This is a genomic window from Chryseobacterium sp. JAH, from assembly GCF_001507335.1.
Lineage (GTDB): Bacteria > Bacteroidota > Bacteroidia > Flavobacteriales > Weeksellaceae > Chryseobacterium.
In genome coordinates this window covers 378,485-398,891 of sequence record NZ_LMAH01000001.1, presented here as the reverse complement: position 1 = coordinate 398,891, position 20,407 = coordinate 378,485, and the positions used below count along the sequence as shown (strand labels likewise).

Below are 20,407 nucleotides of genomic sequence, written 5' to 3'. Positions count from 1 at the left end.
CTAGAATAGGTTTTTACTTTCCATTAAAAATATTTTAAAGGCATATTTAATTTAAACCAAACAATAATATTTCCCTGAAACAAAATAAAAATCACCGAATATTCAGCGGTTTTTCTATTTTTGTGCAACTAATACATTTTAAAATGTCTGAAACCGAAATTCAACCTTCACAAAACATAAAGAATAACCCAAAAATCATGAAAGCATGGGCTGTCTATGATTGGGCAAATTCCGTCTATTCTTTGGTGATTACCTCTGCGATATTTCCTATTTACTACACTATTCTGACCACTGCTTACAACAAAAAAGAATATGTAGCCGCAGCGAATGAAGTGCAGGAAATTCCGGTGAGAAATATGATTAAAGTTTTCGGCGAAACTTACGAGCCAGATGCGGTTTTGAGTTTCTCTTACGCAATATCTTTCTTTTTAGTAGTTCTTTTGTCTCCTTTTTTATCTTCATTGGCAGATACCATTGGAAATAAAAAGTCATTCTTACAGTTTTTCTGTTATCTGGGAGCAACTTCTTGTATGGGATTGGCGATGTTTACCGGAATGGAAAATGTGTTCCTCGGATTACTATTCAGTATCACGGCAAGTGTAGGCTTCTGGGGAAGTTTAGTATTTTATAACTCATTTTTACCCGATATAGCCACGCCCGAAAAGCAGGATGCACTTTCTGCAAAAGGCTATATTTATGGATATTTAGGTTCGGTCGTTTTATTGATTATCTGTTTGGTTTTAATTCAGGTAGTTGCGAAAGGTCCTGAACAGACAAATATCTATATCAGAGTAAGCTTTTTATTAACGGGAGCTTGGTGGTTTGGTTTTTCACAGTACACGTTCAAACATTTACCTCAGTTTGGTGATGTGAAAGAAAAATTACCGAAAGATTTGGTTTTATTAAATTATAAAAATATTTTCAAAAGACACGAAGAGCAAGGCGGATTTTTTGAGGTTTTAAAAGACAATATCAGCTTCTATAAAGATATCGCTAAAGAAAGTTTCAGAGAACTGTTCAGAGTAGGAAGTAAACTGTTTGCTGATAAAAATTTGAAATTCTTTTTATTAAGCTTCTTCTTTTACAGCGTCGGGATGCAAACGATTTTCCTGATGGCAGTACCTTTCGGTAGTACAGATATTTTCCCTAAACAGGCAGATAAGTACAAATTAATCATTACCATTTTGGTAATTCAGATTATTGCAATCTTCGGAGCTTTCTTGTTCTCAAGACTCTCAAAAAAGATTGGGAATAAAAACGTGATTACTATCGCCGTTATCATTTGGATTGTTTGTTGTATTTCTGCATTCTCTTTAAACAAAGAAAATCCTAATCTTCAGCTGCAGTTCTATGCTTTAGCAGGACTTATAGGTTTGGTAATGGGAGGTTTACAGGCGATGTCACGATCAACATACTCAAAGCTTTTACCTGAAAACTCAATGGAAAATACCACGTATTTCAGCTTTTATGATGTACTTGAAAAGATTGCGATAATCTGTGGAATGCTTATTTTCAGTGTGATCATTCAGAAATTCGGAAATATGCAGTATGCATTTATTGCTATGTCTACATTTTTCGCTGCCGGAGCAATCACGATCAGGTTTTTGAAATCTAAGGTTTAAAATGCGATTGGCTTAAAATTTGTTAATATTCAGCAGAATACGTTAACTTTGCACAAAAGATTTATTACACAATGACGAACCCTTTGTTTTACGCTAAAATTCTTCTCTTCGGAGAATACGGAATCATTGAAGATTCTCAGGGTTTAACACTCCCGTACAGCTTTTATAAAGGGACTTTAAAGTTCTCATCTTTAGACTCGGAATTTGAAAAGAAGTCTAATGGTCATTTAATCAAATATGCAGAATACTTACACAATTTGGACCTTCCAGAAGGTTTTGAATTAAATGTTTCTGAATTTCAAAAGGAAATTTCAAAAGGTTTATTTTTCGACAGCAACATTCCTCAGGGATATGGTGTTGGGAGTTCAGGAGCCTTGGTAGCTGCCATTTTCGAAAGATACTCTATCACCAAATATATTCCGGATAACATTTCTAAAGACGAACTTAAGAATCTGAAAAAGGTTTTTGGCTTGATGGAAAGTTATTTTCATGGAAGAAGTTCAGGGATCGATCCTTTAATCTGCTACATGAATCTGCCAATTCTTATAGAAAATAAAGAAAGTGTAGACAAAGTTTCAATTCCCAAAAGTGAGGAAGGAAAAGGTGCAATTTTTCTGATTGATTCGGGAAGTATTGGTGAAACCGGACCCATGGTTCAGATTTTCTTTGAAAAAATGAAGACCGAAGGTTTTCGTAAGACCTTGAAAGAAGAATTTATCCGTTACAACAATGCGTGTATCGATTCTTTCCTGAAAAAAGATATGAATCCGTTCTTTAGAAATCTGAAAAAACTTTCTCACTGGGCATACGAACATTTCCGTCCTATGATTCCTGAAAGTATTTTTAATGTCTGGAAAAAAGGTTTGGATTCTAATGCTTACTACTTAAAACTTTGCGGAAGCGGAGGTGGAGGTTATATTTTGGGTTTTACCAAAGACTACGAAAAAGCTGAAAAGATGCTTGACGGTTTTCATAAAGAAGTGATTTACAGATTCTAAAAATACCGGAATGAATTCTGAAAAAGAAACTTTCCAGGAAAAGAATTTTATTTCTAAATCTGTGTTTTACAGACTTTCACAATTCGTAGGTTTCCTTTTAGGTGCAAGGTTTTTTGTTGCTGTTTTATTAACCTTCGCATTATACGTTTCTACATTTTTCCTATTTAATCAGGATGAATCTTTCAGAAGTTTTGTTTTCGACTTTAAAGTTCATGGTATCATTTTCTGTACCGTTCTTTCCATACTTTCCGGCGGAATTATCAATCAATTTTATGATTTTGAAAAAGATCATATCGTAAAACCTTTCAGAACAAGGATTCAAAGCTTTATTAAGCAAAGATATTTCCTGTATGCTTATCTTGCTCTCACGGTAATTTCTTTGGGAGTTGCAAGTTTCATTTCTTACAGAGTTCTTATTTTTTTTATCATTTACCAGTTTTTTATGTGGTTTTATAGTCATAAGCTGAGTAGAATTTTAATTTTAAATAATCTCACATTTGTAAGTCTAACCTTATATCCATTCTTCGGAATGATGGTGTATTACGAGACTTTTTCAAAGAAAGTTTTGCTGATGGCAATCTTTTTATTTTTGATCCTTTTATGCATCGATATTGTAAAAGATACTCTGACAAAGAGTGTTGACAAAACTTTTGGCTATGTAACGATTCCTAATTATTTTAAAAGTGAAACCACGAAGATAATTATTATCACTCTTCTGATGGTTACCATGCTGGTCTCAATGAAGCTCATTTTAAAAACAGGAATTTCTGGTTTTATGGCCTATTATTTTGCTTCAGGATTATTCATCATGATTTTATGTATTTATTTATTCTTGAATTCCTCGAAAAAGTCTAAGTTTTTCACACTCAATATATTACGGTTTTGGGTCTTTGTAGGAATTATTTCAATGTTGCTCAACGGAATCGAGGGTAAATTGTAGAAAATTTATTTTAAAAACATTCAGGTTATTCTTACATTTGCCAAAATAAAATTTACAAAAAGGAATGCCCATTTTTAACGATACTAAAGTCGCATTTGCTGATAAAACAGATGCTCAATTGAGAAAAGCGTATTGGATGTTTAAAATGATTGAACAGCCGGCTTTGACCAATATCGGAACTTCTCTGCTTAATTTCACAGTTCACAATAACTTTCCATTCGTCAACGGAATTGTAAAAAATACTTTGTTTGAGCAGTTTGTAGGTGGTGAAACGCGTGAAGAAAGTATGAAGGCGGTGAAGCAGCTTTTCAAAAGAGGTGTTGGAAGTATTTTCGACTATTCCATTGAAGGGAAAGAAGATGAGGAAACTTTTGATGCGGTGTGTCAGGAGATTAAAGATATCATTAAATTTTCTGTGGGAAACCCTGCGATTCCTTTTATCGTATTTAAACCCACAGCTTTCGGAAGAATTGATTTATATGAAGCAGTAGGAAAAAATGCCGAACTGACTTCAAGCCAGAAAGAAGAATGGGCGAGAGTTGTTAAAAGGTTTGATGAAGTATGCAAACTTTGCCACGAGCATGAGAAAAAAGTCATGATTGATGCCGAAGAATCCTGGATGCAGGATGCTGCTGATCAGCTTTGCGAAGAGATGATGGAAAAGTACAATCAGGAAAAACCGATTGTATGGAATACCATTCAAATGTACAGAACACATCGTTTGGAATATATGGAAGCCAATCTTCAGCGCGCAAGAGAAAGGAATTATTTCATAGGTTATAAAATTGTTCGTGGTGCTTACATGGAGAAGGAAAGAGCGAGAGCTGCAGAGAAAGGTTATGCAGATCCAATTCAGCCAACTAAAGATGCTTCAGACAAAAATTACAATGCAGGAATTGATTTTATTTTAAATCATTTGGATAAAGTTTCGGCTTTCTTTGGAACCCATAACGAAATATCCTCTGAATTGGTGATGGATAAAATGAAAGCAAAAAGTTTGGAAAATAACGATCCCCATATCTATTTCGGGCAGCTTTACGGAATGAGTGATAACATTAGCTTCTACTTGTCTGATAAAGGATATAACGTGGCTAAATATCTTCCCTACGGACCTGTGAAAGATGTTGTACCATATCTTACACGGAGAGCGAGAGAAAACACTTCAGTTGCGGGACAAACCGGAAGAGAATTAGGTCTAATTAAAAAAGAGCTTGATAGAAGAAAGAAATAATCTTATTTTGATATAATAGAGAAAACTTCGTTAAATACGAAGTTTTCTCTATTATATGAGTTTTTATTTTTTGTAAATTTAAAATAGATTATTGATTTTTTTAATAATATTTCATTTATGTGTATTTTTTAGTGTTGATAATTGATCTTTGTTGTAAATTAGTTACGCATTTTAAAATCTACATTATGAATAAAAATTTACTTTTGGCTACAGTTATGTTAGCAAACTTCTCATTTGCACAAACATTAAATAACGGAGGTTTAAGTACAGGTGCTACTTCTAAAAGCGGAGTAGCTGCACCTACAGGATATACATGGTCTGAGCTTCAGAATAACACGGGAAATACTACAGAATCTAATACTAGTTTAGGTTTAGGAGGAACCTACAGTTCTACTACAGCAAACTTCTTTCTTGCTGATGATTTTACTGTTCCACTTGGCTTTCAATGGCAGATTACCAGCATTGATTTCTTTGCTTATCAGACCAGCTATGCGGGGACTACCTCACCATTTAATACAGTAAGGGTTCGTATTTATAGTTCAGACCCTTCTGTTTCTGGAGCTGTAAGTGTTTTTGGGGATGATACCACCAATAGATTTGCTGCAAGTGTTGATGGAAATATGTATAGAGTGGGAAATAGTACAGTACCTACAGCTGTAACTCCTGTTACAAACAGAAAAATTTGGAAAACGACAGCAAACACTGCAGTTACATTAGGATCTGGAACATATTGGATAAAATATCAGTTACAAAACGTAACTGTAGCTAATGCTGGGTTCTTGCCTCCAGTCACAATTGTTGGAAGTAGAGGATTACCAACTTTTAATGCCAAACAACTTGATGCAGTAGCAGGAACTTGGGCACCAATTATAGATGCAGGGAACCCAGCTTCAGCACCAGACGTCCCTGTAGATATGCCTTTTGTTATTACCTATACTTCATTATCATTGGGAACACAGGAGGTTATGCAATATGATAATAGAATACAAGTTTATCCTAATCCGGTAAAAGATATGTTCAAGATTAATAATCCAGGACAACTTCAGATTAGTTCAGTTGAAATAATAGATGGATCTGGAAGGGTTGTTAAAACTTTAAAAGGTGCAGAAGAATATAATATATCAGATCTTCCGAAAGGGAACTATATTATAAAAATTAAAAATAATGAAACTCCTAAAATAACAAAACTTATAAAAATGTAATCTCCATTTTTTAAATTTCTCTAAGCCTGATTACTGATCAGGCTTTATTATGGCTCAAAACTTTCGAATTTTCCATTTTCGTAGAACAAAACTATACGTTTAATCTTATTCGATTGATTTTCAATAACTTGATTTATTATTTCCTCACTTGGTCTTTCTAATGGCTGAGAATCGGATATTTTCTCCCGACCTTTACTTTGATGTGGAATAATGGATTCTCGCAAGGCCTCAATTTCTTCAGGTTTTTCTTCTGCAATTCCAAAATCTTCATCTTCATTTATCATGGTAAATAAATCGGGCAGGGAAGTTGGTTTTAATTTTTCTTCATCGATTAATATTGATGTATCTGGAAGATCAGATTTTAGCATTTCTCCGTCACCTGTCACCAACCAATCCCAAAGAATCTCAGGGAACCTTGATTTTATTTTGATAATAAATTCTAATGAAGGTTTATTTCTTCCGGACGTAATATGCGAAATCGAAGACCGCTGCACATCAATTTCGTCTGCAAACTCCGAAGAGCTCAGATTAGAATATTCGATAACTTTTGAAATTCTCTCATTTAAACTCATAAAAACAAGCTTTTAATCTTATTACAAATGTAAATATAAAATTTACATTTGCAAAATACAAAAGTAAACAATCTCAATCAGTGAAAGTATACAAAAGTAAATAGATTTAAAGTATTGTTATTCAGTTGATTAATTTTCTATTTGACTTCCGCAATCATTTTATCCACAAAATTTACAATACGAATATCTCAGTATGTATTTTACTTAAAGTATAACTCGAGATGATATTTCTAATGTAAAATCGAAAAGAGAATTTTTGATTTTAAAATACGTAAAATAACTGTAACAGCCTTACTGCGGGTATTTCAGGAGGTAAAACCATGTTGTAGAGTGGGAGAGAGGTTATATGCCTGGTTTTGTAGTGAATTAGGGTGCTTCATATTATATAACTGTAATTTAATTACGCTAAAAACCTTTATGGGACTAAATTTTAACAAAATATTAAGAGGTAAAAACAGAATTGCGAATGATAGTAAAGTACTCACCTTAAGTTAGCCATCTCAAGCAATTTTGAATTCAGCAATTTTGTGGATAAATAAATAAATTAGGGGAATTTACATTTGTATATTTGAATGAATTCACCACTTAATCCACATTGTGCATGTTTAGTATAATTGCACTCAAATGGGTTAAAATAAGCCTACCCACACTTAAAGCAGATATGAACTAGTTATTGAGTTGATTTATTTAATTAATTGATATTTAATGAATTAAATGAGTTTATTTAAATTATTAGCAATCCACAATTTAACTAACAGACTTTTTGGCAATTTACATTGTTTAATACTGTTACAAATGTAAATAATGTTTTTTCCTAAAAAATCGTTATTTTTGACTCATGTAAATTTCTTTAGAATGAATTTTGAACATTTGTATATCCAAAATCCCGTTTTCCAAAATCGTTATATTTCCCCAGAAAAATTATTTTCTTACCTACAGACCAATCTCAGCGATTACATCCAGGAGATAGGCAGATCTTATTTACATAAGCCTATTTACAAATTGAGCATAGGAAATGGTAAAACAAGTGTTGTAGCCTGGTCGCAGATGCACGGCAATGAATCGAATGCAACACATGCGATGCTGGATCTTTTAACCACACTGAAGAAAGCTCCCGAAATGAGAGATCAGCTTTTCAGTCAGATAAGTTTAGACTTTATCTTTATGCTCAATCCTGACGGCTCTGAAAGATGGACGAGACTTAATGCTGCAGAAATTGATCTGAACAGAGATTTTCATAATGAGGCAAGCACGGAGCTTAAATTTTTAAAAAAAATGGTTTCATCAAAGAAGTATGATTACGCTTTGAATCTTCATGAGCAACGCACCATTTTCACAACTGATGGAGTACATCCGGCAACACTATCCTTTTTGGCACCCTCAGAAAACGAAGAACGGACAGTTACTGAAAACAGAAAGAAATGTATGGCGGTCATTGGTAAAATTTATGAGAGCTTAAAACATTTAATACCTAATCAGATCGGAAGATATACAGATGAGTTCTATCCTACTTCTACTGGCGATAATTTTATTAAAGCAGGAATGCCTACGATTCTGTTTGAAGGTGGACATTTCATCGATGACTATACCAGAAAAGAAACCAGAAAATATTATACAATTGCACTTTATTATGCGTTAAAAGCAATTAGCGAATTAAGATCCGATACAACAGGCTGGGAAAATTATCTTGAAATTCCCGAAAATCAGGAGACTCATTACGATATTGTCTATAGAAATGTCAAGTTGAATACAGACCATGAATGCATTCTCGATATTGCAGTTCAGTACAGAGAAATTTTTGAAGAAGGACAGGACGAGATATTGTTTGTCCCTTTTGTTGTAGAAGCAGGAGAGGTGAAGAAAAGAAAAGGATGGCTGGAAATTGACTGTACCGGAAAAAGGTTTGTAAGCGACACAAAATATCCGAAACTGGATGCAGAAGTCAGTTTCAAAATAGAAGAATAAAAAAAGCGGAACAAATTAATTTGTTCCGCTTCTCTTTTAAGTTGTATTGAGTATTAGTTAACGACTTTTATTCCGTTCGCTACAAATCTTATTTCCTCTTTAGGTTTGGTAATTGCATCAATTTCAGATTGAGGCTTCTTAGCATCTTCTGCATAATGCTTCTGCTCGTCGATAGAAGTTACTTTTCGTTCGGCATTACCTTCCAATACTACATTTTTACCCTTTAACGCTGTTGGTACGAAAAATCCGTAATCTTTCATTTTTACAAAAAACTGAGTATCGTCTTCAGTTTGAATGGTTAACCAACAACCTTTTTTATCGCAAACGTCAACCACTTTTCCTTTGATGGCAACATTTTCTACTTTTTTATTGTCTTTTTTCAACTTTTTAGCCAGTTTATCAACGCTGATTGCTTTAGACTCCGCTGAAGTTACTGCTGATCCGTAAGTATCACCTACGATAGCGTTTCCTGCCGGTGGACCAGATTTTTTCTCTTCCTGTGCAAATGCTAATGTTGACAAACCTAGTGCTGCCAAAAATAATATGGATTTTAATTTCATTTTAAATATTTTGACCAAAATTAATAATAAAATTTGAATTTAGAATCATTATAAACTTGATAAATAGTAGTTTATTTATGAAGTCAAAACAAATAACCAAAACAATTGCATATTTATCTATATTTGAAGGGAATATTTGAATATGCAAAAAAAACTAAAACTTTGGGACGCTACTATGCTCGTAATGGGCTCGATGATTGGTAGCGGAATTTTTATCGTAAGCGCAGACATGATGCGAAATCTTGGCTCAGGATACTGGATGATCGTAGTTTGGATTATCACTGGAATCATGACAGTGGCAGCCGCAATCAGTTATGGGGAACTTTCTGCACTGTTTCCTAAAGCGGGTGGACAATATACTTACCTCACGGAAATTTTCGGAAAAAAAATGGGCTTCCTTTACGGTTGGGGACTATTTACCGTAATTCAGACGGGAACAATTGCTGCTGTCGCAATGGCGTTCGGGAAGTTCGCAGCCTATCTTATTCCTTCGCTGAACGATGCAGCTCCTATTTTCCAAAGCGGAGAATTTCAAATTACATGGATTCAAATTTTAGCCATAGCCATCATTCTTTTGCTTACCTACATCAATACCAGAGGCGTTGAAAGCGGAAAAATTCTTCAAAATGTCTTCACAGGTTCAAAAATATTAGCTTTACTAGGTCTTATTGCTGCAGGTTTTATCTTCGTTGATTTCTCGCATTTGGCAGAAAATTTCAGCTTCGGAACGAATGCATTCAATAATATAAATAAAGATGCAACAGGAAATTTCCTGAAAACAGGCTGGGAATCGATTGACGGAATGACTTTAATGGGGGGAATTGCCGCAGCAATGGTTGGTTCAGTTTTCAGTTCTGTTGCATGGGAAAGTGTGACTTTTGTTTCAGGTGAAATTGAAAATCCAAAGAAAAATGTCGTTAAGGCAATGATCTTAGGAACTTCTGCGGTGATGCTTTTATATATTGCAGTGAATTTCGTGTATTTAAATGCTATAGACCGTGACTCGATAGCATTTGCTGCCAATGATCGAGTAGCTGTTGCCGCTTCACAGAATATTTTCGGAAGTGCCGGAACGGTTATTATTGCGGTTCTTGTCATGGTTTCTACGTTTGGTTGTAACAACGGATTGATTTTAGCGGGAGCAAGAGTTTTCCAAACCATGGCAAAAGACGGTTTATTTTTCAAATCGGCAATCGACAACAATAAAAATGAGGTTCCGTCAAACGCTCTTTGGATGCAGGGAGTTTGGGCTTCGGTGCTGTGTTTGAGCGGACAGTATGGAAATCTTTTAGATATGATTTCGTTCGTTATTGTATTATTTTACATGATTACCGTTTTCGGAGTAATTTACCTAAGATTTAAGCAACCCAATCTTGAAAGACCGTACAAAACTTGGTTATATCCGGTAACACCGATTATTTATCTGGTGATTGGAACGGTTTTTTGCGTTCTTCTATTGATTTATAAACAACAATACACTTGGCCGGGGTTTTTGATTGTGCTAATAGGACTTCCTGTTTATTATATCATCAATCGAAATAAAAATACAGATTCATAATTTTTTTTAGGAGCTTCTTCCCGCTTTCACTACTCGCTTTTTCAGATTTTGGGCGGCGGCCATGCCGCCGCCCAAAATCTGAAAAGAGCTCAAACAGACCGTTCAATCTGGGCTAGAACTCTTGGTGTCAAATCAAAGATAGTCATTGCGAGGAATGCAGCGGCGAATCAATCTTTAAATAAACTAAAGAGCATTGTAAATAGAATATCACTTCTTCAAACTAAACTATTTTTAGCAATGAAAACTTTGTGAGCTTAGTCTTTAAAATGATTACAGCTTTAAATTCAACAAAAGTTTCGAAAGATTATCATCCATTATTTCCCGAAAATTATTAATTTGGTATTTCATTTTAAGTAATGACACCAAAAAAATTAAATAGAGGACACCAATCTATGGATACACCAAATTACAGAATGCCTTTTGTGCCGTCAATTCTGATGTCTGAAGGGGGAAGTATAGACACCTGCGATATGGGTGAAAGTATTGCCCACAACATTATGCTTCTGATTACCACAAAAAAAGGCGAAAACAGATATGATGACAATTATGGCAACGACGTTTGGAATCTGGAATTTGATAACGGAGTTACATCAGCCGTATGGGAAAATGTTTTTATCAAAAGTCTCAAAAGACAGATTCAGGAGTTTGAACCGAGAATCATTCAGCCACAGGTCGACGCCCATGTAGAAATCGTAGAGCACAACTACGACACCAAAGAACATACAGAAATCAAGAAAAAAGTAAGAATTGCTATCAATGCAAAAATGGAGGCCACCGGAGAACGCTTCAGCTTTTCTACTGAACTGTTTCTGAGCCCGATGTCAATCGATTAATCACCACCTTATCACAAATATGAATTTAGATCAGAATATTTATTCAAAAGAATCTGTAAAAGCACGAATGCTGCAAAACGCAACCAAAGTCTGGGGTTTGAAGAGTCCGCAGTCACTGGATCCTTTTGTTAAGCTGTTAATCGATGCTTTCAGTACAGAAGTTTTTAAAGCAAATAATGAAATTCAGACTGTTAATGCGAGAATTTTAGAAAAGCTTGCGAAACTTTTAACACCCTCAATTTATACTCATCCGATTCCAGCACATGCAGTTGCCTATACGGCTCCTTTTGAATCTTCAGAGGTTTTGCTTGAGCATACAGAATTTTTCTTCAGAAAGCAGATGAATTCAACTGTAAAATCAGAATCAGATAAGCAACTGAATATTCCATTCACGCCCATCGGAAGTATCAGAACGAACAAAGCACAGACAGCCATTATGTTCGTCGGCAATACTTGCTACAGCATTGATGACCGTTTAAATAAAATCCCGATTTCAAGATTTCAGGGAAGACCGTCAGATTATAGAAAGGTTACGATAGGAATCGATGTATCAAAGTATACCAATGAAAAATTCCCAAGAGCTTTAGGTTTATACTGTTCAAATCCTGCATTTGAGCATTTAGATTTTGTGTATAAATTACTTCCTTACATCACGGTTTCAAGCAACGGAAATCCTTTGTTTGTAAAAGAAGGTTTAACATATCTTAAAAAAGAACAGGCTGAAGGTTATGAACAGCTTTTCCATGAGCAGTCGATTCAGACGAAAATTATTCAGGATATCAAAAGCATTTACCATCATAAATTCATTGAAGTTACGGGACTGTCAAGAGATCTGTTTTCAGAAGCGGGAACATTGCCTCAGGATTTAGATTTCTTAAACGGAAGAGAAGAAATTCAGAAATACATTGACGGCAAAAACTTCCTGTGGCTCACTTTTGAGTTCCCACCGCAGTTTTCGGCTGAGATTTTAGATAATTTCACTTTCGTTCTGAATGCTTTCCCCATTTACAACCGTGGCTGGAAAAAGACAGAATACAGTTTGGATATTATGGGAAACAATATTCCTTTGATTACTGAGGAAGGCGAGCATTTCTTATACGTGGATGAAGTGCAGGATGGTGAAGGTAGAAAGTATACCGAAATTCCATTCACTCCTTCAGATGATCTGAAAAAAGGTCTGTACACGGTAAGAAAAGGCGGAATGGAAAGATTCAACAACAGAAATGCGGTGGATATGATTTCTAATGTTCTTGAACTTACCCGAGATGAAATTGCTGCGTTTTCATTGTTAAATCGTGATAACGTCAAAGGTATGCTGAGCGAAATGTCTGACAAGATGAAATCGATGGTGCAGAAGGTAAACAATGCCAAAAGAAGTATCAAGCAGGAACTCAACTACGTCATTATGGAACCCGTTGAGAAAACCGATCATACTTACGCATCTTTTTGGATAACACACTGTACTTTTGCTAACCACATGCGTCCCGGGACAGAGCTTTCAAACCAATTAAAATCTCAGTCACTGATACTGCTTACCGAAACCATCGGCGGTGCAGAAGAACAAAAAGGTTCAGACAGTATTCAGGCTTATAAATATGCATTGACGACCAGAGATAAAATTATTTCTCTCGAAGATGTGAAAAATTATGTGAGAATGGTGTTGAAGGATGAATTGAAAGATGTCCGCGTAAAAAGAGGAACCATGATCAGTAACAAACCGAAGGAAGGTTTTGTACGTACGGTTGAAGTCGAGGTTATTCCGCAAAATTATTCTTTCTACGGAAGAGTGTATTGGGAAAATATGGCTAATATTCTGAGAAATCAGATCATTTCAAAGGCCATCGACGGAATAGAATATCGGGTCACGATTACCAATGAGGATGTAGAATTTTTTGAAAATTAATCTCACCTGATAAATCATAATAAAATTCCGAAAAGCGTTAAATAAAACTAAGGCTTTTCGGAATTTTAAATTAAATAATTTGATTCATCAGAATAACCTCTCTGTTTTCAAGGAGAGGAATGATCTGCTTCACAACGAGACTCTGATAATGTTCAGAATTACGGTGAAATTCCAGTGCAGATTCACTTTCATAACCTTCAAATAAAATCAGTGTATTCTCATCGGATTTATTTTGATGAAGTTTGTAAAACAAATTTCCTTTTTCTTCGGAACTTTTTTGGGCAGCTTCTTTCATAATTTCTAGTACTGCATTGAGTTTTCCTTCTTTTATCTGCCATTGGGCATAAACGTAAATAGCTTGCTCGCTCATCTTTTTAGATTTCAATTTAAATTATGAATTTTTAGATTCCATTATGGCAACGATTTTTTCGCCAACACCTTTTGCAGACGCTGGGTTTTGTCCGGTTACCAAATTTCCATCAGCGATACTGTTGGCGGACCATGCTTCAGCAGCATGGAAAATCGCACCTTGTTCAGTCAATGCAGCCTGCAGATCGAAAGGAACATCAGTTCTTGCATAGTTGTCTTCTTCTTCGGTGGTGAAAGAAGCAATATTTTTACCATTAACAAGATAAGTTCCGTTACTTAATTTTGCATTGAGCAAAGAAACCGGACCGTGACAAACAGCTCCTATAATAGCATTTCTTTCATAAGCTTCCACAATTACCTTTTTTAGTTCGGTATTTTCCGGCATATCGACCATCGGAGCCAAACCTCCTGGAATGAAAACTACGTCGTAATTATTGACATCAACATCTGAAAGTTTTGCAGCTTTGTGCATGTCTTCCCAACCTTTTCCGGTTAGAAATTTCAGATTGTCAGAATCATCAGCTAGATTTAATGCATCTAAAAATGGTGACTCGCCCGTTAAACTTGCAAAATCAATTTGATAATCTGCTTTTTCAAATTCTGCGTAAGGATGGGCAACTTCTGATAAGAAAGTTCCTGTTCTTCTCTTATTAGGCCCGATTGCGTTCGCATTGGATACAATGATTAATACTTTTGCTTTCATAGTTGTAAATTTTAATTAATTATTTTTTTAAATTTCTACAGCAAATGTATGGCGGTTGCAAGGCGAGAGAGAAGGAGGGAAATCACAAAAAAAGTGTGACCGAAATCACACTAAATCTTTTCAATATTTAAATTCTTTTAATAAACTATTTTGCATTTGAATAAAGTCTGCTTAAAGTTTCTCTGCTCACTCCAAGATATTCAGCAACGTATTTTTTAGGAATTTGCAGGATAAGGTCAGGGTATAGTTTTGAGAACTCTTCGTAACGTTGTTGAGGTGTACTTGATAACAGAAGTCGTATTCTATCCTGTAAAGCGACATAACCGTTGGTCAGTTTTATTCTGAAAAAATGTTCCATGGTATGAAATTCTGCTGCCAGCTTTTCTCTTCCTTCCAAAGTGAGGCACAAAACTTCTCCGTCTGAAAGACATTCTACAAACATCGTCGATTTTCTCTGTTTAAAATAACTATTGTAATCGGTCATCCACCAATTTCGTTTGGCGAACTGTACAATGTGTTCTTTTCCGTTTTCGTCCAGATAATAAACTTTATAAATTCCATCCAAAACCAAAAACTCAAATGATACTTCATCACCTTCATGAAGAAGAAACTGATTTTTACGAACGTTTTTTTGTGTGAAAAATGTTCTGATAGATTCAAATTCCTCGTCCGTAATGGGACTTATTTCTTCAATATGCTGCCGTAATCTTTTCATGAATTTTTTTAATACGATGTAAATTTAAATAAAATTCATCAAGATAGAAGATAATGGTTAATTAGGATTTAGATTTAAAATTCATAAAAATGACAGAGCAGTTCAATTAAAATCGAAACTATTTTTAACTTAAAAAATTCCATAAAATTCCGTAATTTTGCCAATCGTGATTTTCATGTAAGATCACCCCACATTATGAGTGAATCAAAAGAATATATAGAAGTTTACGGAGCTAGAGAACACAATCTTAAAAACATTGATGTCAAAATTCCGCGTAATGAACTGGTGGTCATCACCGGACTTTCCGGAAGCGGAAAATCGTCATTGGCTTTTGATACAATTTTTGCAGAGGGACAACGTCGTTATATAGAAACATTTTCAGCGTATGCACGTCAGTTTCTCGGCGGTTTGGAACGTCCCGATGTTGATAAAATCGAAGGATTGTCTCCCGTAATTGCGATTGAGCAGAAAACAACGAATAAAAACCCACGTTCTACGGTTGGAACGGTAACAGAGCTTTACGATTATCTACGTCTTTTATTTGCGAGAGTTTCTGATGCTTATTCTCAGACGACAGGTAAGAAGTTGGTCAGCTATACCGAAGATCAGATTCTTGATACCATCAAAGAAAATTACAAAGGCGAAAAACTGATGTTGATGGCGCCCGTTGTGCGTTCTAGAAAAGGTCATTATCACGAACTTTTTGTTCAGATGGCAAAAAAAGGCTACGGGCAGGCAAGAATTGATGGAGAGCTTCAGGATATCGAATATGATTTAAAACTCGACCGTTACAAAACCCACGATATCGACATCGTGATCGACCGTTGGATCATCGGTGAATCTGCTTCTGAAACCAGAATGGAGAAATCATTGAGAACGGCCATGGAAATGGGTGAGGGCGTTATCGGGATTCAAAAACTGGGAAGTACAGACATCGAATATTTCTCTAAAAATTTAATGGATGCTGAAACCGGACATTCATTGGCTTTACCTGAGCCAAATACGTTTTCTTTCAACTCTCCGAAGGGAAGTTGCCCAAGCTGTAAAGGTTTAGGGACTATCAAAAAAATCAACACCGATTATTTTGTTGAAAATCCTAAATTATCAATTAACCAGGGAGGTTTACTGCCTTTGGAAGATATTAAATCGAATAAGTGGATTCTAGCACAAATCAAAAATATTCTTGAAATTTTCGGTTTGGGATTGACGACTCCTTTTAAAGATATTCCTGCAGAAGCGTTGGATTATATGTACAACGGATGTCACAAAGAATTTAATAAAGACCTGAAGTATGCAGGAATTACCAAAAAAATAAAAATCAGTTTCGACGGTTTGATTCCTTTTATGGAAGAAATCATCGACGAAAAGGAGTCTTATGAAGGTGTTTTACTAGAAAGACATTTTACTACAGAAGAGACATGTCCTGAATGTAAAGGAACTCGCCTTCAGCCTGGAAGTTTGAGCTTTAAAATCGACGGAAAAAATATCGCTGAAATTAACGGTCTGAGTTTATCGGATTTAAAAGATTGGCTGAGAGATGTAAAAAATAAATTTTCACCGAAAAATGCGATTATTGCTCATGAAATTTTAAAGGAAATCGAAACCAGACTTCAGTTTTTATTGGATGTCGGTTTAGAATATTTAAGTCTGAGCAGAAGTTCAAAAACGCTCTCCGGTGGTGAATCTCAGAGAATCCGTTTGGCGACGCAGATTGGTTCGCAGTTGGTAAATGTTCTGTATATTTTGGATGAACCAAGTATCGGTCTGCACCAGAGAGACAACGAAAGGCTGATCAAATCACTAAAGAATCTCCGTGACATCGGAAACTCTGTTTTGGTGGTAGAGCACGACAAAGATATGATCATGGAAGCTGATGAGGTTTTGGACATTGGTCCGAGAGCAGGAAAATTTGGTGGAGAAATTCTTTGGCAGGGAAAACCGGCAGATCTACTGAAAGCTGATACCATCACTGCAGATTATATTAACGGAAAAAGAAAAATTGCCATTCCTGAAGTGAGAAGAGAAGGAAATGGGAAAAGTATTGTCTTAAAAGGTGCTACAGGAAACAATCTTAAAAATGTAACACTTGATGTTCCGTTAGGAAAATTGGTGGTTGTGACAGGAATTTCAGGAAGCGGAAAATCTTCTCTGATCAATGGAACTTTATATCCGATCCTTAACAAACATTTCTACAGAGCCGTTCAGGAACCTTTGCCATACAAAAAAGTAGAAGGTCTTGATAATATCGATAAAATTGTTGACGTTGACCAGACTCCGATTGGAAGAACGCCACGTTCAAATCCCGCGACGTACACAGGAATGTTCACCGATATCAGAAATTTATTTTCTGAATTACCTGAATCTAAAATCCGTGGCTACAAACCGGGAAGATTCTCTTTCAACGTAAAAGGAGGAAGATGTGAAACCTGTCAGGGAGGCGGATTGAAAGTCATTGAAATGAACTTCTTACCCGATGTTTACGTTCATTGCGAAACCTGCAACGGAAAACGTTTCAACAGAGAAACGCTGGAAGTGCGCTACAAAGGAAAATCGATTTCCGATGTTTTGGATATGACGATTGATGAAGCAGTAGATTTCTTCCAGCCGATTCCAAAGATTTTTGCAAGAGTAAAAACTTTGCAGGATGTTGGTTTGGGATATATCACAATGGGACAGCAATCAACAACACTTTCGGGTGGTGAAGCGCAGCGTATCAAACTGGCAACAGAATTAGCAAAAAGACAGACAGGAAATACTTTATATATTCTTGACGAACCAACGACCGGACTTCATTTTGAAGACGTTAAAATTCTGATGGATGCGATCAATAAGTTAGTGGAATTAGGAAATTCATTCATCATTATCGAACATAATATGGATGTGATCAAATTGGCAGATCATATTATAGACGTTGGTCCTGAAGGTGGAAAATACGGCGGTGAGATTATTGCAAAAGGAACTCCGGAAGAGATTATTAAATCGAAGAAAAGTTTGACAGGGAAGTATTTGAAGAAAGAGATGTAAAAAGTAAATCAATTTAGATAGAAAAAGAGAATCTGTGAAAGCAGATTCTTTTTTATTTTTATAAGCTTTAACTTTATACAGGAAATGAAAAAACTGATTATTTTCAATTTCACTTTCTTTACTACTAACTACTCTCACAATTTTTAAATTTAGTAAACCTTCTTGATGTTGAAAGTATCAATTTTTAATTATATAATAGTCTTAATTGTAGAGCTCCAATGTTAACAATTGAATTATTTTTATATTTCAATTTACTGATTTTCAATGTTTTGAGTTGTAATGTTAACTCAATGTTAACTCAATGTGAAATTTGTATGAATATTTTTTTATATCTTTGAATTAGAAATCAAAACAAGTTTAATATATAATTTAAAATCAAAGACTTATGAAAAATAAAATCCAAATATTTGTTGCTTCTCTTTTCGCATTAGGATTAACTGCAATTGCAGGAAATGTAAAAGCTCAAACGACTTCTAGCAATACGATTCAGGAAGTCCAGTTAAATAAAAATGATGCATTTAATGAAATCAGAAATCTGTTAATTGCAAATTTTGATTTTACAAATTCTGACTACAAGCAGGGAATCGTCAATTCTGAAGTAAAATTTGATATCGCTGACAATGGAAAAATCGTGAATGTACGTTCAAAAGGAGACTGTAAAAATGTAAGTAAAGAAATTGAAAAAGTGTTGAGCCATCTTCAGTACAAAATAGATCCAAGCAAACTAAATCAAAACATGATTGCTTCATCTTTTGTAATGCCGGTAAGAGTAGATATCAACAACAGATAATCAGAAATAATTGATTAAACAAACTATATAGAATTCCAAAAAACTGCTTGAAAAAGCAGTTTTTTTATTTCTGCTAATTGCATACATTTGATTTTAAATTTTTCATACAGTGAATCCCATTCTTGATGTTGTTGTCCGCTCCGTATGTGTTTATCTTTTTATGGTGATCGCCATCCGTCTATTTGGGAAAAACCAGCTGTCGCAACTCAATGCGGGAGATGTTGTGCTGCTACTTCTGATTTCAAATGCTGTACAGAATGCGATGGTGGGAGAAAATACATCCTTAGAGGGGGGAATTGTTGCTGCATTGGTTTTGTTTGCAGCGAATTTCACTTTAAAAGATTGATGTTTTCGAATCGGTCATTTGCGAGTTTTATGGAAGCCGATCCGGTAATTTTAGTGAGAGATGGCGTCATAGATCATGTGGCTTTGCGAAAAGTGAAAATTACTGTAGACGAACTCAATGAATCTATCAGAGAACACGGTATTGAGAGTATTGCAAATGTAAAACTTTCGATTTTGGAAGTCGATGGAAATATCAGTGTGATTTCAGAAGATGAAAAAGATAAACAGACCCATTATTCAAGAATAAAAAGAAAAAACAAAAGAAAATATCATTAAAAATGAACTACGAAATAAGAGAAATGCTTCCCAATGACGAAACGAGGGTGATGGAAATTTTTCAACAGGGTATAGACAGCGGAATTGCTACTTTCGATACTGAACTTCCCAATGTCGAGGTTTGGAATACCAGTTTCATCAATGAATGCCGCTGGGTTTTGGAAGATGAAAGCAATACAGTAATTGGCTGGTGCGCTCTAAAACCTGTAAGTAAAAGAGAATGCTTTAAAGGTGTCGCTGAGGTTAGTATTTATTTTGATCATAATTATGTTGGGAAAGGTTTAGGTACAGTTTTATTGAAAAAGCTGATTATCGATAGCGAAAACCATGGATTTTGGACTTTACAGTCGAATATTTTCCCTGAAAATGAAGCGTCCATAAAATTTCACCTAAAAAATGGTTTCCGAAGTGTCGGAATACGCGAGAAAGTAGGAAAGCTTCACGGCGAATGGAAAGATTTGGTAATGCTTGAAAAAAGAAGTGAAAATATTCTCTAATTATTCTCTAATTATTCTCTAATTATTCTCTCATGATATTTGTATAATGTTTTTTTGGCATTTTGATTGTATCATTCATTTAATTCAATTAAAATTAAAAAATATGAGACTTCTAAAAAATACGATCGCAGCATTATTGTTAGCTGGTTTTTTTTCGTCGTGTCTTCCACATCCGAGCCGAAGACCAATGCCACCGGGACATGACAAAAAAGTTGAAAAATTAAAGGAAGCACATCCTAGCAACAGGAACAAGTAGCTTTTACAGTAATTCGACTACTTAGATTAACTATTTTTTTTCCTTAAC

Annotated in this window: 18 protein-coding genes and 1 pseudogene; 14 read left to right on the top strand and 5 right to left on the bottom strand. The window is 35.1% G+C overall.

The window, feature by feature from the left end; genetic code table 11:
- Positions 1–143 precede the first annotated feature (143 nt).
- From AR685_RS01885 to AR685_RS01865, 5 genes are all read left to right on the top strand, one after another.
- Positions 144–1,622, top strand: coding sequence for an MFS transporter (locus tag AR685_RS01885; RefSeq protein ID WP_047444163.1), 1,479 nt, complete (start codon positions 144–146; stop codon positions 1,620–1,622).
- Positions 1,623–1,693: 71 nt separating this feature from the next.
- Positions 1,694–2,620, top strand: a complete 927-nt coding sequence (locus tag AR685_RS01880) for a mevalonate kinase (RefSeq protein WP_059123551.1) — start codon at positions 1,694–1,696, stop codon at positions 2,618–2,620.
- Positions 2,621–2,630: 10 nt separating this feature from the next.
- Positions 2,631–3,560: a UbiA family prenyltransferase gene (locus AR685_RS01875; protein WP_059123550.1), complete on the top strand. Its 930-nt coding sequence runs from the start codon at positions 2,631–2,633 to the stop codon at positions 3,558–3,560.
- Between the two features lie 64 nt (positions 3,561–3,624).
- Positions 3,625–4,791 (top strand): proline dehydrogenase family protein, encoded by a 1,167-nt coding sequence (locus tag AR685_RS01870; RefSeq protein WP_047444161.1) that lies wholly within the window; start codon positions 3,625–3,627, stop codon positions 4,789–4,791.
- 203 nt (positions 4,792–4,994) lie between these two features.
- On the top strand, positions 4,995–5,993 hold the full coding sequence (locus AR685_RS01865) for a T9SS type A sorting domain-containing protein (protein ID WP_165592791.1): 999 nt from the start codon (positions 4,995–4,997) through the stop codon (positions 5,991–5,993).
- 47 nt (positions 5,994–6,040) lie between these two features.
- Here AR685_RS01865 and AR685_RS01860 read toward each other — a convergent pair whose 3' ends face one another.
- On the bottom strand, positions 6,041–6,565 hold the full coding sequence (locus AR685_RS01860) for a helix-turn-helix domain-containing protein (protein ID WP_047444159.1): 525 nt from the start codon (positions 6,563–6,565) through the stop codon (positions 6,041–6,043).
- A gap of 855 nt (positions 6,566–7,420) precedes the next feature.
- On the opposite strand from AR685_RS01860, the gene AR685_RS01855 reads away from it, so the two are divergent.
- Complete coding sequence (locus tag AR685_RS01855) at positions 7,421–8,530, top strand: M14 family zinc carboxypeptidase (RefSeq protein WP_059123766.1); 1,110 nt, start codon at positions 7,421–7,423, stop codon at positions 8,528–8,530.
- Between the two features lie 53 nt (positions 8,531–8,583).
- Here AR685_RS01855 and AR685_RS01850 read toward each other — a convergent pair whose 3' ends face one another.
- Positions 8,584–9,090, bottom strand: a complete 507-nt coding sequence (locus AR685_RS01850; protein WP_047444157.1) for a DUF4920 domain-containing protein — start codon at positions 9,088–9,090, stop codon at positions 8,584–8,586.
- A gap of 142 nt (positions 9,091–9,232) precedes the next feature.
- Here AR685_RS01850 and AR685_RS01845 point away from each other — a divergent pair, with 142 nt between their 5' ends.
- The 3 genes from AR685_RS01845 to AR685_RS01830 all read left to right on the top strand — a co-directional run bounded on the left by AR685_RS01845 (position 9,233) and on the right by AR685_RS01830 (position 13,384).
- Positions 9,233–10,648, top strand: a complete 1,416-nt coding sequence (locus AR685_RS01845) for an APC family permease (protein ID WP_059123548.1) — start codon at positions 9,233–9,235, stop codon at positions 10,646–10,648.
- A 392-nt stretch (positions 10,649–11,040) separates the two neighbouring features.
- Positions 11,041–11,481 (top strand): GPW/gp25 family protein, encoded by a 441-nt coding sequence (locus tag AR685_RS01835; RefSeq protein ID WP_047444387.1) that lies wholly within the window; start codon positions 11,041–11,043, stop codon positions 11,479–11,481.
- A gap of 19 nt (positions 11,482–11,500) precedes the next feature.
- Positions 11,501–13,384, top strand: coding sequence for a type VI secretion system baseplate subunit TssF (locus AR685_RS01830; protein WP_059123547.1), 1,884 nt, complete (start codon positions 11,501–11,503; stop codon positions 13,382–13,384).
- A 70-nt stretch (positions 13,385–13,454) separates the two neighbouring features.
- Here the strand turns inward: AR685_RS01830 and AR685_RS01825 are convergent, their stop codons facing one another.
- The 3 genes from AR685_RS01825 to AR685_RS01815 all read right to left on the bottom strand — a co-directional run bounded on the left by AR685_RS01825 (position 13,455) and on the right by AR685_RS01815 (position 15,171).
- Positions 13,455–13,754, bottom strand: a complete 300-nt coding sequence (locus AR685_RS01825) for a putative quinol monooxygenase (protein WP_047444153.1) — start codon at positions 13,752–13,754, stop codon at positions 13,455–13,457.
- A 21-nt stretch (positions 13,755–13,775) separates the two neighbouring features.
- Positions 13,776–14,456: a type 1 glutamine amidotransferase domain-containing protein gene (locus tag AR685_RS01820; RefSeq protein WP_059123546.1), complete on the bottom strand. Its 681-nt coding sequence runs from the start codon at positions 14,454–14,456 to the stop codon at positions 13,776–13,778.
- A 145-nt stretch (positions 14,457–14,601) separates the two neighbouring features.
- Positions 14,602–15,171, bottom strand: a complete 570-nt coding sequence (locus AR685_RS01815; RefSeq protein WP_047444151.1) for a Crp/Fnr family transcriptional regulator — start codon at positions 15,169–15,171, stop codon at positions 14,602–14,604.
- A gap of 195 nt (positions 15,172–15,366) precedes the next feature.
- On the opposite strand from AR685_RS01815, the gene uvrA reads away from it, so the two are divergent.
- The 5 genes and pseudogenes from uvrA (at position 15,367) to AR685_RS18045 (ending at position 20,359) form a co-directional block, all read left to right on the top strand.
- Complete coding sequence (gene uvrA / locus AR685_RS01810) at positions 15,367–18,195, top strand: excinuclease ABC subunit UvrA (protein ID WP_047444150.1); 2,829 nt, start codon at positions 15,367–15,369, stop codon at positions 18,193–18,195.
- Positions 18,196–18,580: 385 nt separating this feature from the next.
- Positions 18,581–18,985 (top strand): hypothetical protein, encoded by a 405-nt coding sequence (locus tag AR685_RS01805; protein ID WP_047444149.1) that lies wholly within the window; start codon positions 18,581–18,583, stop codon positions 18,983–18,985.
- 109 nt (positions 18,986–19,094) lie between these two features.
- Positions 19,095–19,606 (top strand): annotated as a pseudogene (locus tag AR685_RS18380) (DUF421 domain-containing protein).
- A gap of 2 nt (positions 19,607–19,608) precedes the next feature.
- The gene (locus AR685_RS01795) at positions 19,609–20,103 is read left to right on the top strand and encodes a GNAT family N-acetyltransferase (RefSeq protein WP_047444147.1); all 495 of its coding nucleotides are present in this window, start codon (positions 19,609–19,611) and stop codon (positions 20,101–20,103) included.
- Positions 20,104–20,206: 103 nt separating this feature from the next.
- Positions 20,207–20,359 (top strand): hypothetical protein, encoded by a 153-nt coding sequence (locus AR685_RS18045; RefSeq protein ID WP_156122505.1) that lies wholly within the window; start codon positions 20,207–20,209, stop codon positions 20,357–20,359.
- Positions 20,360–20,407 lie beyond the last annotated feature (48 nt).